The sequence below is a fragment of the Paraburkholderia sp. GAS42 genome, assembly GCF_050436565.1.
Classification (GTDB): Bacteria; Pseudomonadota; Gammaproteobacteria; order Burkholderiales; family Burkholderiaceae; genus Paraburkholderia.
In genome coordinates, this window is sequence record NZ_JBNDML010000011.1 from 23,846 (window position 1) to 36,392 (window position 12,547).

Consider the following 12,547-nt stretch of genomic DNA (forward strand, 5'->3'; position numbering starts at 1 on the left):
TCCGACTTTGATAGGAACTCAAAATCATGCATTGGATTGTTTTCTGTACCGATAAGCCTGGTGCCTTGGCCCTTCGCGAAGCCAACACCCCGAAGCATCGCGCCTATCTGGAGAGCGGGCCGATCACGCTTGTCACATCCGGGCCATTGGTAGACGACGCTGGCGAAAACAAGATCGGTAGCTTCTTTCTTGTGGAAGCGCAAACACGCGGCGAAGTCGAGGCATTCAATCGTAATGACCCGCTCTTCGCCGCTGGGATCTGGGACGAAGTCAGAATTCATCGTGTTCATCGCAGGGTGGGCTGACGCAGTAAGATTGGCGCATTCAGTCCTCGAGTAACGGAAAGAAAATGACCGCGTGACCGTGGAGTCCTTCGCCACTCGCTCCGATGCCCGAGGCCAGATAAATCGTCCCGTCTAGACGCGCTGACCATCTTCCTGATCAATCTCGCTCTGGGCTGGACCGTGGTCGGCTGGTTTGCCGCTCTCGTGCTCGCGCGCCGCCGCGTCGGCGAAATGCGCCTGTCGCGTATCGCCAGGCGCAGCCGTCAAAAGGCAGCGCGTTCGACTATCGACAGAATTATGATTCACGCCCATGATTGCCCGATTTTCGAGCATGGTGCGGCGAAAGCCCGTTGCGTGATGTTGGGTTCCTGAGCCTCACAGGAGGCCGTTGCCCATGCCCGAGTGCGGGCGGCATGGCCGTGTCACCGCATGAGCATGAGGCAAACGCGGTGCCCGGCTACGCGATAGCAGCGCACCTCGCGCACGAAACGCTCGGCGGCGCCAATCGCAATTCCATCCAGACCGTTCTGGATCCACTCGCGCCCGAGCGTTCTAGTCTAGTTCAGAGGACCAGCGCCGAAGCCCAAGGTATCTACGAGAAAGTTGAGGAACGCGCGTGTTTTGGCGTTGACCATTCGGCCCGCGGAGAATACGGCCCAAAGCTCAACGGGGGGCAGACGCCAGTCGTTCAGCACTGAGCAGACCTCACCGCTCTTCAGTTCGGGAGAAAACATCCATTCGGATACGACGGCCAGGCCGAGATTGGCGAGAACCGCCGCGCGCAGGCCTTCAGCCGCCGTGATGGCCACGCGCCCCGATACCACGACGGCCAATTCCGAACTGCCGCGCCGAAACGTCCACGTGGTGCCGCCACCGCGCTGGCTATAGACAATTGCCTGATGCGAAGGGAGGTCCGCTGGAGAAGCGGGAATTCCCGCGTGTTCGAAGTATGCCCGCGTGCCGACAACCAGACGCGGGGCCTCGCCGATCTTGCGTGCCGTCATGCTCGAGTCCTCAAGTTGACCGATGCGCAACGCGATGTCGATGCCTTCTTCGCGCAGATCGACGTTGCGATCGTCGAGCACCAGGTCAATGTTGAGCTCTGGATGGGCTTCGAGGAACCGTCCGATGGCCGGCACGATATGCAGCCTGGCAAACGTAACAGGGGCGCATACGCGCAGGCGTCCCGTGAGGTTGCTTCCGGCTCCGCGGGCGGCGAGCTCTGCTTCCTCTGCCTCCTCGATCGCGCGCTTTGCGCGACCGTAGAACGCCTGGCCCGCCTCGGTCGGCGTCAGCCCGCGCGTGGAGCGCAGCAACAGGCGCACCGAGAGACGTTCTTCGAGTAGTGCGATGGCCTTCGAAACGGCAGGCTGCCCTACATTCAGTAGGCGCGCGGCACCTGAAAAGCTACCGGACTCCACCACGCAGACAAACGTTTCCATCGCTGTTAGCCGATCCACGGCAGTCTCCTCACTGGGTGAATAGTAGGAGCACCCGCGTTCCTGCATCAGTCCAATCGGGCACGACAAGCGCTCCAGGCAGAAGCGCCCCCGGGTGATACTAACGAGCATTTTATTGATCCGGATGGGGCTGATCAAGATCACGCTGCAGGCTTAAAGTGCGGCTCCTTACCAACCTGAGAAAGAAAGGAGTTTCACCATGAGCCGTATCACTGTTCCCGCTATCGAGTCGGCGACCGGCGCAACTGCCGAAGTGTATGCCGAAGTCAAGAAGCTTGCTGGTGGTGTGCCGAACCTGTTTGCCGCGCTGGGCGCACTGTCCCCGCAGGTGCTCAAGGCAGTACTGAATGCGGAAAGCGTGCTGGGCGCCGGCACCCTGAGCAAGCAGGAACTGGAGACGATCAAGTTGCTCGTGAGCGAGCTCACCGGTTGCGACTACTGCGTCGCCGCGCACACGGTGATTGGCAAGATGACGGGGCTGTCGGCGGAGTCGCTGCGTCAGATCCGTGCCGGCGAGCCGACGGGGGATGCCCGCCGCGACGCGCTGGCGCGCTTTGTGCGGCAAGTGCAGACGACGAGCGGCACGATCAACACTCAGCAATACGAAGCGATCCGTGCGGCGGGCTACAGCGAGACGCAACTTGTGGAGATCACCCTGGCGATCGCACTGACGGTGTTCACAAATACGTTCAACCGTATCAACGACACGGACCTGGATTTCCCACCGGTCCGCTAACGCCACGAGGTCCGGACGCCTTAACCCGGCGTCCGGACTCCGGTAAAAAGCGGGTATCCATCAGGTGTGCGTTGCGTTCGCTTTCGAAAATTGCCGTTGCGCGCTGAGAAACTGGTGGATCTGTGCGATTACGGCGGCTCCTTCGCCAACAGCAGCGGCGACCCGTTTGGTCGAGCCGGCGCGAGCATCACCGATGGCAAATACGCCGTCGACACTGGTTTGCAGCGGAAGCTGCCGGATCACGCCATCATCGATATCGGCTCCCGTCAGGACGAATCCCTTGCGGTCCAGCGAAACCCCGCATGAGCGAAGCCATCCGGTATTGGGTTCCGCACCCATAAATATAAAAAGGTTGCGGCACTGGATCGACGCTTCAGTTTCCGAAATACGGCAGCGGTAACGAATCTGTTCGAGCCGTTCGCCGCCCTCGAGCGCGGTGATTTCCACGCGCGGATGCAGTGTCACGTTAGGCAATGACATGACGCGTTCATTCAGATACCGCGACATGCTCAGGTCGAGGCTCGCGGCGCGGATGAACAGATGAACGTGCGCGGCAAAAGAAGCCAGGAAGACGACGGCTTGCCCGGCGGAATTGCCACCGCCTACGACCAGTACCGGTTCGTTGCGGCAAAGCTTTGCTTCGATCGGCGTCGCCCAATAATAGACGCCGTGACCCTCGAATTGCGCGAGTCCGTCGAAAAACGGGCGGCGGTATTCTGCGCCGCTTGCGATGACAACGGAACGTGTCATGATGTGCCGGCCGTCGGCGAGCTCGACGGCAAGGGGGCGCTTGCTGCAATGGAGCGCTTTGACTTCGCACGGAATCCCGATATGCGCCCCGAACTTCTGGGCTTGATGGAAGGCCCGGCCGGCCAGCGCCTGGCCAGAGATACCAGTGGGGAACCCCAGATAGTTTTCTATGCGCGCGCTGGTGCCGGCCTGGCCGCCCGGCGCCCTGCAATCGAACGCGGCTGCAGAAAGACCTTCCGATGCCGCATAGACGGCCGCTGCGAGCCCTGAAGGCCCCGCGCCGACGATCACGACGTCGTAGACGTGTGCGGGATCGAACTCGGGCATCAATCCCAGGCATGAGGCGAGTTGCAGTTCGTCGGGATTGCGCAGCAACGCGCCGTTTGGACAGATCACGAGCGGGAAATCATCGAGCCCGGGGGCGAGTCGCTCGACGAAGGCGACCGCTTCCGGATCATGCTGGGCATCGAGCGCAACATGCGGATGCCCATTTCGCCGCAGGAAATTGCACAGTGACACCATGCGGGGATTGTCGCTTGCGCCGACGAGAACCGGTCCATCGCCTCGTTCGATCGCGGCCACGCGTCTGAGAATGAGGGCGCGCGTGAGCCGTTCGCCGAGTTCGGCCTCGGCCACCATCAACGCGCGCAATCCTTCCGCGGGGAGCACGAGCGCTTCGAGATCTTCGAGCACGCGTGCATCCACGAGGGCAGTCTTGCCGGACAGCTGGCCTATGTCGGAGCTGAATTCTCCGCGCTGCATTCTCGCGCGCACGACCCGCTCACGTCCCAGACCGTCTCGACCGATGACGCGTACCGCGCCGGAGAGGAACACGAACATGCCGGGACTCACGCTTCCCGCGCGGTACAAATAGTCACCCGCAGGACAGCGACGCATCGTTCCGAAGCGCCGCATCCTGTCGATGTCCGCATCGGTCAGCGTGGGATAGAGTTGATAGTAGCGAGGGTTTCCCCGCACGCTGGGATCCTCGCTGCTCAATTCGTTCGGGGCTCCGTTCGAACTGAATTCGTCATCGCGAGGGGATGCACCGCTGTCCGGGTGGGAGTCGCTATTCATTGTGATCCTCCTGGCGGCGGGTTCCGCTCAATCGGAGATAGCCATGTTACGCCTCGTGACAGCGTTGCGCTTTATGGCCGCGAACGATGTTTTTGACCGTATCGCCGTCGAACGTCCGGTACAGCTTCTTCGACACATAGCCGATATGTGGCGTGGCGAGCACATTGGGCAGCTCGCGCAACGGATGGGGATTTTCAAGGGACTCGACGTCGTAGACGTCCAGCGCCGCGCCGGCGATCCGATCCGTCCTGAGCGCGTCGAGCAACGCGGTACCGTCGACTATGGGGCCGCGAGAGGTATTGATCAGGCGGCTCGTCGGTTTCATCTTCGCCAGTTCGGCGGCGCCAACGAGGTGATGCGTGCGTGCACTGAGGCGCACGTGAATGGAGAGGAAATCGGAGATCCATTGCCGGCCATCGATCCACATCTTCTCGCCGTTCCGTGCGGCGCCGGGTGGAAGCCGCCGTGCATCGGTGTTTGCCCACCGCTCCCTGGCGATTGCCGCCTTGTACGGTGCTCATCCCTGGAGGATTCAGATGGCCACGATGAAAGCAACCGAATTCGTGAAACCTGGTCCCGCAGCGCGGCATTGCCCCCAGGAATGAATCATATGCCGCGCCCGGCACTACTCGGCTGACCTCCCCCTCGCTAGCATGTCCTGCATCGACTCGCGGTCGCATTCCAACGGCAGAGGCCTGGAACGGCTGGCACAATCGGAGGGGCGATGAAGATCACGGCGATGAATATGGGCTTTGGAGCGCACGTCGAGGAGGCCGACCTGACCGCGTTGACGCAAGACGATGTGGACGGGTTGCGTACGGCGCTTCTCGAGCATGGCTTGCTGGTCATCCGGAATCAGAAGCTTCCGCCTGCTGGGCAGGTCAGGATGTCAGAGGTCTTTGGCACGCTCGAGACGTTTTCGCCGGGCGAAGGACAGTTGGCCGAATATCCGCAAATCTTTCGCGTGGCCAGCCGCCCCGCGGAAGGTCATACGAACGTTGGCCGCTACTGGCATTCCGACGGTTCGTTCCGTGCGGAGGTCACGCCTATCTCGATCTGGTATCTGGTCGCGCAACCGGCCAATGGTGGCGAGACGCTTTTTGCCGATCTTCGGGAGGCGTACAGGGCGTTGCCGGATGAGAGGAAGCACACAATCGACGGCCTCGTCACGCTGCATCGAAACGGGATAAAACATCCGCTCGTCATGCGGCATCCTGCGACACGCGAGCCGTCGCTCTACTTCAACGTCGGCCTTACCGGCAGCGTCGTCGGCTACACGCCCGAACAGTTCATGGCGTTGCGGACCGATCTGAACGATCACCTCTCCCGCGCAGGTGCCGCTTACGTCCATCACTGGCGCGAAGGCGATGTCGTCATTGCCGACAACTTCCGGGTTGCCCACCGCGCTACGCCGATCTCGGTGGATCAGCATCGCATTCTGGATCGAACGACGATACGGGCGGATGGCGTGTACTGGGGCAAGGCTCAGATCTGAGGGACCTTGGCCCGTGGACATGCCGGCCCGCGCAAAATCTCCATCTTGCCGACGACGCGCCGCGCGCTCTGCGGAAACGCGGCAACGTCGTCGTTGAACGCGCCGAACGGCGCGCCATCGCCCGAGAAGGCCAGAAGCTTGCCATATCCGTTTCCGTTGGATCCGGATGCGCTCGCCACCACTATCTTCATGTCGCCATTCCTGTCGCGGATTGATCGCCCCGGGATCGCCTTCATCATCGCGGCAAGCGGCGGGCTACAACAGGCCGTCATGGGCATAACCGGCTTTCATCGCAGGCATGGATTGCCGGATGCCGTTCTCTTCTGCGACCCGCGGCGCCTCGGGCATAGCCTGCATCGTTGCGGCGCAGCCTGCTACGAGGACCGCTACCGGGCAGGCGCGCGGCCTCGCACCTTGCGTAGCGCTCGAGCGAGGTCGTTATTTATTGAGCGGGCTTTTCGGCAAACAGAAATCGGCTGAGTGCGAGCAGCGGGAACAGCATGCCGACGACCGTGACCCAAGTCCAGCCGCCGTGCTTGTACAGCGTGCTCGCGATTGCGGAGCCGACGGCGCCGCCGACGAACACGCTCGTCATGTAGATCGAGTTCAGACGGTTGCGGCTCTTTGGATCGAGCTGGTAAATTTCGCGCTGGCCCAGGACCAGGTTCATCTGCACCGCGAAGTCGAGCAGCAGGCCGGTGCCGACCAGCCCGAACACGCCGAGGCCCGGAACCAGCATGGCAGGCAGGTAGCTGATCGCCGCCAGCGCGAGCGCGAACGCCGTTGCGCGATGCGCGTGGCCGGCGTCGGCGAGGCGCCCTGCGATGGGCGCGGACGTCGCGCCCATCGCGCCGACCAGCGAGAACACGGCGACCGCCGTCTGCGACAGGTGGTAGTGGTTCATCAGCTCGATCGGCACCGCGGTCCAGAACAGACTGAATGAGCCGAACATCAGTCCCTGGTACAGCGAGCGCTGGCGCAGCACCGGCAGCGTCGCGACGAGGCGCTCAAGCGAACGGATCAGTTGCAGATAGCTTGCCGAATGGTTGGGACGCCGGCCCGGTAGCGTCAATGCCAGCAGCACCGTGACGAGCGTCATCACGACTGCGCCGAAGCCGAATACCGCGCGCCACCCGAACTGCCCGGCGATGAAGCTCGAGATCGGACGCGAGAGCAGAATGCCGAGCAGCAGCCCGCTCATGATCGTGCCGACCACGCGGCCGCGCGTCTCGGCCGCCGCGAAATGCGCGGCGAGCGGAACCAGCAGTTGCACCGTAACCGACGTGAAGCCGATCAACAGCGAGATCCCGAGAAAGAGACCCGGCTCGTCCAGCGTAGCGGCAGCAGCGAGACTTGCAATCGATAGCACGGCGCTGATGATCATCAGCCGCTTGTTTTCGACCAGGTCGCCGAGCGGCACGAGGAAGAACAGCCCGGCGGCGTAGCCGATCTGCGTGAGCGAGACGATCAGGCTCGCGGTGCCTTCGGACATGTGCAGGTCGGGCGCAATCAGCGAAATGATGGGTTGCGCGTAGTACAGGTTCGCGGCGATCACGCCGCAACTGAATGCGAACAGCAGGATCAGGCTGCGCGCCATCGTCGGCGCGGTGCCGGAGCGGGCCGGGAAAGCGAGGTTCGTGCTCATGGGGCTCTGTCTCGTATCGGGTTGACGGGCAATGTGTGACGAGCGCCTGCCGCTACTTGCGATAACGACAGGCTGCGAATCAAGTGCAGGGGATGGCGGAATTTTCGATGCATTTGCGGCAGGGCAGAAGACAGGCTCGGGCAATAGACTTCATTCCCGGGCGGAATATCGACGCGTTCGCCGAAGGGCGATTTTTCATGGGGAGCGTCATCGTTCGCGTGATCGCGTCACACAGACCTGCTTTCAAGCACGACGACTGCGGCGCGCTACAGGTGCCCCAGCAAGACGATGGTGCCGCTCAGCGTCACGGCGGATAGCAGGCTCGAAGCGACAAGCGTCGTTCCCGCAGACGCGTCGCTGACACCGTACGGCAAGCCAAAGAGAATGCCGAAAGACCCGCAGGGGATCGCCGCGAGCAGGATCGCCTGTCCAGCGATAGCTTTCGGCACGGCTAGCAGGCTGACGAGCGCCAGTGCAATCAGCGGTTGCACGACGTTACTCAACAAAACGCCGAAACCCGCCTGCGCGTCGAGCTTGAACGGCTGCGCCGCAAGCACAAGCCCGGTCGAGAACAACGCCAGACCGGCCGTCGTGCTGCCAATGATGTTGAGCGATTGGGATAGCAAATCCGGCAACCTGCAACTGTTGCTCCAGCGCCGTGACTGCACGCGAAACCTGCGCAGCCGTCACGTTGTTCTCTTTCGCGACGGCGGTGAAGGAACCGGTTTCGACCACGCGGACGAATATTCGCATACTGCTGACGATATCTGACATTCTGTTCCCGCACGGTGAGAGCACCCATTTTTTCCGGAGCGCCGGCTCGGAGCCGACCTTTCTCAATGTGCTGCCGCTTTCTGGCGCAGTCTGACTGACATCAGGCATGGCAGGCGCATTGAACGTCTTATGCCTGCCAGGAATGGATGTTATGTGCCTCGAGGGTCTTCTGCCGGCGTGACGCCGCGCGCATCATCTGGATACCACGAATTTCCCGTTTGGAAAAGATCATGAGCACGTTCCCGTCGTACACGATGGAGACCGCACCGGCCGCTTCGAAACCCGCCCTGGAAGACGCGAAAAAGACCTTTGGCTTTGTGCCGAATCTCCAGTCTCACATGGCCGAATCGCCCGAGCTCCTTGCCGGCTACTCCGCCCTCTGGGACCTCTTTGCCAGGAGCACGCTTACCCCGCATGAGCAGCAGGTCGTCTACCTGACCTCGAACTTCGAAAACAATTGCCATTACTGTATGGCCGGCCATTCGGCACTTGCCCGGATGATCAAGATGGATCCCGCTGTCATCTCCGCGCTGCGCGATGGAGAGCCTCTGCCTGATCCGAAGCTTGAAGCCCTGCATCGCTTCACGACGATTGTCGTACGCGAACGCGGCTTTGCTTCTGACGCAGATTTCGAGGTATTTCTCGCCGCCGGCTTCACGCGCCAGAACGTGCTTGAAGTGATACTCGGAGTTGCCACGAAGGTCATGAGCAACTATACAAACCACATCGTACATACGCAGTACGATCCGTTCATGAAGGGCAACGAGTGGACGATGCCGGTAAAGTCCGCCGCCTGACCCGTGCGCACGGTGCGCCGATATCTTATGGAGGTCCCATAGCATGACCAGCACAACTGCAAGAAAGCCTGATGAGCGTGCTATCCCTTATCAGCTGCCTCAACCTCCTGACATGTCACCCGACATCGTGCATTTGGGCGTACTCGACAAATGGCTGGAGGACGATAACCTTTGGGTGCCGATGACGCCGACTGTTTCGTTCAAGCCGCTGCTTCTCAGCGCCAGCCAGGGCTACTACGTCAATCTGCTTAGAGTGCGCCAGTCCGGCGTGCTCTCGCGCCACCGCCATACCGGGCCTGTGCACGCGATCGTTCTGAAAGGCAGATGGTATTACCTCGAGCACGACTGGGTTGCGGAGCAGGGTGGCTACGCACACGAGCCGGCAGGCGAGACGCACACCTTGTACGTGCCCGAGGACGTAAAAGAGATGATCACGTGGTTCCACGTCACGGGCGGGTACACCTACGTCGATCCCCAAGGCACGGCAGTGGGATACGAAGATGTGTTCACGAAAATCGAAGCGGCTCGCAGGCATTACGAAGAGATCGGCCTCGGCGCCGACTACGTAAAGCAGTTCATTCGCTAAGCGTATTCGTTATGTGCGAATTTTCGGATGCCGCGAAAGCACGAACGAAGATGTGCCTATGCGCGGCGGCGGCCGGGCACCTCGATCGCCCGACACCACGGGCTGCAACGGAGGATTTTCACCATGGAACGAAGAACTGTTGACGTGGCTGGCGTACCGGTCAGCTACCTGAGCGCTGGCGACCCGGCAGGATCCGTCTTGTTGTTGCTGCACGGCACCTATTGGAGCCGGGTATGGCAGCCGGTGCTAGACGACCTGGCCGCCGCCGGATTACGCCCCATCGCGGTAGATTTCCCTGGCTCCGGCCGCTCGGGTGGCGAGCTGACGATTGCGGATGCCTCGATTCCCGCTTTGGCGGCCTGGCTGCCGCGCTTCCTGGATGCGCTCGGTGTCGTGGGACCGGTGGGCGTCGCAGGGCACGACATTGGCGGGGGCATTGCGCAGCAGGTGCTGGTCGATGGGAAGATAGAGGTCAGCAAACTCGCACTCGTCAATGCAGTGATGTTCGATTCGTGGCCGGTGCCCGGCGTTGCCCGGTTCCGCGATCCGGCGGTGGCCGCTGCGACGACGACGGAGGATATCCTTGCTGCCCGTCGCAAGTCAGTCCTCACGGCACTGGCCAGGCCAACAACGGAAAGCGAGGTGACCGAGTATCTCGAACCCTGGACGGACCCGCGCGTTGCACGGTCGTGGCTTGCCTTTGCCGGTGCCGCGGACAATCGTTACACGATGGAGTTGTTGCCGCGCCTTCGCGCGTCGCAGACGCCAAAGCTGCTCGTCTGGGGCGAAGACGACAGCTTCCAGCTCGTCGAGCAAGCGGAGCGCTTCGCCAAAGAGATCCCGAACACGCAGCTTGTCCGGATTCCCAAGGCGGGCCACATTCCCATGGAAAATGACGCTGTCGCAGTGGCTCGTGCGTTGGCTGGGTTCTTCATGTGACGCAGCGCAGCAGGCACGAGCGGTTGTCGCTTGCCGGTCCTTACCCAGCTCGCGGATGGGGCTCATGCAGGGTTCGGCGAGGTACTGCCAGCTCGGCGTCCGGTCAATTGCGTGCGTGTTTCGAAAGCGAGTCTGCGAGCCCCCGTGTTACTCCGAGGGGCTTAGTGAGAAGCGCTTCCATAGTAATCCCACGGGTAGCCGGCAAGGCGCTGACGAATGCGCACAACGCAGGGTTCTCGCGCGTGGAGGTCGGTATCGAGGCGCCAGGCCGGACCGTCACACAGGTGCGCGGCGTTCGTTAGGATCCCAACTAGTTCACCGACAACACGGGCGTCACCGGCGTTCGCGTATGGTGCGACCTCGGCATGTTTGAGCCGACGACGTATCAACTCAACGGGTCGCACGAAAGTAGATTCTGCGAAAGCTCATCGGGCGAGGGTTTCCGCGAAGCGAATGAAAACATGCCAACTGGCTCGAACGAGAAGCGCCCCCGCTGACATTAGGTCTAGCGCAAAGCGCAGATCAACTTGCGCCATGTCCGCAGGGCGACGGGCGGCCAGGAAGCGACGGCCGACGCTGTCGCTTCGAATGACTGTTCTTGGCACCAGGGCTGACCTTCGCGGTTGGCGTCACGGGCTACAACGGGCCGTGGTGTACCCGGCCCGTTGTAGCGTTAGAGGCACATGGCGTTGCCCAAACATATCGGACGCATCGTGCCGTCGATCACGCTGTTTTGATGAGTCCGAGTTGCTGCAGAGCGGTCACGCCGTCGTCCAGGCCGATTTCTTCAACGATCCTGCCGTCTTTTAGCTGGAGCACAGTCGTGCCAGTGAAGCGCATTTTTCGTCCGGTCGCAGCCGGCAACGATCCAATGAGAAAATCGCTGAATGCCGGACCGGTATGCGTGCCGCCACCTTCCCAACGACCGACTACATAGTCCCCCTCGGCGATGAGATCAGCGGCGCCCCAGAAGTTGAGATCCGGGAATGCTTCGCGGAAATCGGTCATGAATGCCTTGATGTCCTCGCGGCCACGGCGCGGCTCGTGCAGCGAGTAGCGCAGAAGCATGTCAGGAGCGGCAAGCTCGTCGACGATTTCGAGGTTGCAGGTCTTGCCCCAGAAATCGGTGAACCAGCGGCCCACGATGGCCTTGTTGTCATCTTCCTTGGAGATGGTGAATTCCTCATTGACTGTGGTTGAAAGAGAGATGCACGATCGCCCCTCTCTGCGTGAACAATATTGGCGCGAGCAGTCAGCGGCCCCCGTTTCTTGCTGCAATACTCGAAGAACCGCCATGCGGCTTGTGGTGACTATGGAGACTATGGTGTGCCGTTCTTAGGCAACCGCGCCAGCGGTCAAAGGCGACAAAACCGCATAACTGTGTGCGTTAAGCGTGGCTCTACGTTCATCGCAATTGAACAGCAAGAAACGGAGTGCCTGTACCGATCTGCTGCGCTAGCTTGAGCATTCGATCCCGCACTAGCCGAGGTCGTCGGACGACGCGCGGCGCGTCCGAACCACACCTATCTCGCAGGCGCCCGACGTGCTAATTCTTTCATCCTCATCGTGCTCGCCTGTCTTTCATCGACTGGAGTTCGACCATGTTGCCATTTCTCTCGCTTCACGCTCTTGCAGCACAACGCGGCGACGGACTGCGCCCTGAACTTCTCGCCTTGTTCGAACGCCATGTCAGATTGGAGACTGGTCTGGCTGCCATCATCGAACCTGTCGAAACAGAACTCCCTTGCCAGGCGGTAGACGTTGTTCCCAAAGTCCCTGTGGCGCCGTGCGGGGCCGATGAGTCTTCGGCGGAGGTCTCATGCCGCTGCGAAAGCTGACAGCGGGAAGCGAGTTCTGGGTGACCCAAACGGGTCCCTTCTCGGACGCCATATCATGGGGCTGACGTAGTCGAGTATGGGCCGGCGAGCATTCTAAAAGCGGACCCGTTGACAACCTCTTTCATCCCAGCGCGCCTGGTAGCCAAGTGGCGGCCTTGCAAGCGGG

General features: G+C 61.5%; 14 protein-coding genes and 1 pseudogene. 7 read left to right on the top strand and 8 right to left on the bottom strand.

Annotation, left to right across the window (positions count from 1 at the left end; genetic code table 11):
* The first annotated feature begins 26 nt into the window (after positions 1-26).
* Together P3T16_RS17430 and P3T16_RS17435 are read left to right on the top strand one after the other, a co-directional pair.
* Complete coding sequence (locus P3T16_RS17430; protein ID WP_429256591.1) at positions 27-305, top strand: YciI family protein; 279 nt, start codon at positions 27-29, stop codon at positions 303-305.
* A gap of 126 nt (positions 306-431) precedes the next feature.
* Complete coding sequence (locus tag P3T16_RS17435) at positions 432-656, top strand: superinfection immunity protein (RefSeq protein ID WP_429343353.1); 225 nt, start codon at positions 432-434, stop codon at positions 654-656.
* 185 nt (positions 657-841) lie between these two features.
* Here P3T16_RS17435 and P3T16_RS17440 read toward each other — a convergent pair whose 3' ends face one another.
* Positions 842-1,744 (bottom strand): LysR family transcriptional regulator, encoded by a 903-nt coding sequence (locus tag P3T16_RS17440; RefSeq protein ID WP_429256637.1) that lies wholly within the window; start codon positions 1,742-1,744, stop codon positions 842-844.
* Positions 1,745-1,943: 199 nt separating this feature from the next.
* Between P3T16_RS17440 and P3T16_RS17445 the strand changes: the two genes are divergently transcribed.
* Positions 1,944-2,480 (top strand): carboxymuconolactone decarboxylase family protein, encoded by a 537-nt coding sequence (locus P3T16_RS17445; RefSeq protein WP_429256588.1) that lies wholly within the window; start codon positions 1,944-1,946, stop codon positions 2,478-2,480.
* A gap of 60 nt (positions 2,481-2,540) precedes the next feature.
* Here P3T16_RS17445 and P3T16_RS17450 read toward each other — a convergent pair whose 3' ends face one another.
* Positions 2,541-4,307 (bottom strand): FAD-dependent oxidoreductase, encoded by a 1,767-nt coding sequence (locus P3T16_RS17450; protein WP_429343211.1) that lies wholly within the window; start codon positions 4,305-4,307, stop codon positions 2,541-2,543.
* A gap of 46 nt (positions 4,308-4,353) precedes the next feature.
* Positions 4,354-4,734 carry an NAD(P)-dependent oxidoreductase gene (locus P3T16_RS17455; protein WP_429343212.1) on the bottom strand — a complete coding sequence of 127 codons (381 nt, stop codon included), beginning with the start codon at positions 4,732-4,734 and terminating at the stop codon, positions 4,354-4,356.
* A 297-nt stretch (positions 4,735-5,031) separates the two neighbouring features.
* On the opposite strand from P3T16_RS17455, the gene P3T16_RS17460 reads away from it, so the two are divergent.
* Entirely contained in the window at positions 5,032-5,802 is a 771-nt protein-coding gene (locus P3T16_RS17460; protein ID WP_429256584.1) for a TauD/TfdA dioxygenase family protein, read from the top strand.
* Here the strand turns inward: P3T16_RS17460 and P3T16_RS17465 are convergent.
* The 4 genes and pseudogenes from P3T16_RS17465 to P3T16_RS17480 form a co-directional block, all read right to left on the bottom strand.
* The gene (locus tag P3T16_RS17465; protein WP_429343213.1) at positions 5,793-6,080 is read right to left on the bottom strand and encodes a hypothetical protein; all 288 of its coding nucleotides are present in this window, start codon (positions 6,078-6,080) and stop codon (positions 5,793-5,795) included. The two genes, P3T16_RS17460 and P3T16_RS17465, sit on opposite strands and share 10 nt — an antisense overlap.
* Positions 6,081-6,244: 164 nt before the next feature.
* Complete coding sequence (locus tag P3T16_RS17470; RefSeq protein WP_429343214.1) at positions 6,245-7,447, bottom strand: MFS transporter; 1,203 nt, start codon at positions 7,445-7,447, stop codon at positions 6,245-6,247.
* A gap of 266 nt (positions 7,448-7,713) precedes the next feature.
* Entirely contained in the window at positions 7,714-8,073 is a 360-nt protein-coding gene (locus P3T16_RS17475; RefSeq protein ID WP_429343354.1) for an AEC family transporter, read from the bottom strand.
* A 10-nt stretch (positions 8,074-8,083) separates the two neighbouring features.
* A pseudogene (locus tag P3T16_RS17480) lies at positions 8,084-8,221 on the bottom strand (helix-turn-helix domain-containing protein); the annotation flags it as partial.
* Between the two features lie 230 nt (positions 8,222-8,451).
* Here P3T16_RS17480 and P3T16_RS17485 point away from each other — a divergent pair.
* From P3T16_RS17485 to P3T16_RS17495, 3 genes are all read left to right on the top strand, one after another.
* Positions 8,452-9,018: a carboxymuconolactone decarboxylase family protein gene (locus P3T16_RS17485; protein ID WP_429343215.1), complete on the top strand. Its 567-nt coding sequence runs from the start codon at positions 8,452-8,454 to the stop codon at positions 9,016-9,018.
* A gap of 43 nt (positions 9,019-9,061) precedes the next feature.
* Positions 9,062-9,604 carry a 2,4'-dihydroxyacetophenone dioxygenase family protein gene (locus tag P3T16_RS17490; RefSeq protein ID WP_429343216.1) on the top strand — a complete coding sequence of 181 codons (543 nt, stop codon included), beginning with the start codon at positions 9,062-9,064 and terminating at the stop codon, positions 9,602-9,604.
* 123 nt (positions 9,605-9,727) lie between these two features.
* The gene (locus P3T16_RS17495) at positions 9,728-10,543 is read left to right on the top strand and encodes an alpha/beta fold hydrolase (protein WP_429343217.1); all 816 of its coding nucleotides are present in this window, start codon (positions 9,728-9,730) and stop codon (positions 10,541-10,543) included.
* 723 nt (positions 10,544-11,266) lie between these two features.
* Here P3T16_RS17495 and P3T16_RS17500 read toward each other — a convergent pair.
* Positions 11,267-11,716, bottom strand: a complete 450-nt coding sequence (locus P3T16_RS17500; protein WP_154563947.1) for an ester cyclase — start codon at positions 11,714-11,716, stop codon at positions 11,267-11,269.
* Between the last annotated feature and the right edge of the window lie 831 nt (positions 11,717-12,547).

Excerpts from the sequence above, each read along its gene's own strand:
- P3T16_RS17460 (WP_429256584.1), top strand. The coding sequence starts at position 5,032 with ATGAAGATCACGGCGATGAATATGGGCTTTGGAGCGCACGTCGAGGAG.
- P3T16_RS17495 (WP_429343217.1), top strand. The coding sequence starts at position 9,728 with ATGGAACGAAGAACTGTTGACGTGGCTGGCGTACCGGTCAGCTACCTG.
- P3T16_RS17465 (WP_429343213.1), bottom strand. The coding sequence starts at position 6,080 with ATGCCCATGACGGCCTGTTGTAGCCCGCCGCTTGCCGCGATGATGAAG.
- P3T16_RS17455 (WP_429343212.1), bottom strand. The coding sequence starts at position 4,734 with ATGTGGATCGATGGCCGGCAATGGATCTCCGATTTCCTCTCCATTCAC.
- P3T16_RS17485 (WP_429343215.1), top strand. The coding sequence starts at position 8,452 with ATGAGCACGTTCCCGTCGTACACGATGGAGACCGCACCGGCCGCTTCG.
- P3T16_RS17445 (WP_429256588.1), top strand. The coding sequence starts at position 1,944 with ATGAGCCGTATCACTGTTCCCGCTATCGAGTCGGCGACCGGCGCAACT.
- P3T16_RS17450 (WP_429343211.1), bottom strand. The coding sequence starts at position 4,307 with ATGAATAGCGACTCCCACCCGGACAGCGGTGCATCCCCTCGCGATGAC.
- P3T16_RS17430 (WP_429256591.1), top strand. The coding sequence starts at position 27 with ATGCATTGGATTGTTTTCTGTACCGATAAGCCTGGTGCCTTGGCCCTT.
- P3T16_RS17490 (WP_429343216.1), top strand. The coding sequence starts at position 9,062 with ATGACCAGCACAACTGCAAGAAAGCCTGATGAGCGTGCTATCCCTTAT.
- P3T16_RS17470 (WP_429343214.1), bottom strand. The coding sequence starts at position 7,447 with ATGAGCACGAACCTCGCTTTCCCGGCCCGCTCCGGCACCGCGCCGACG.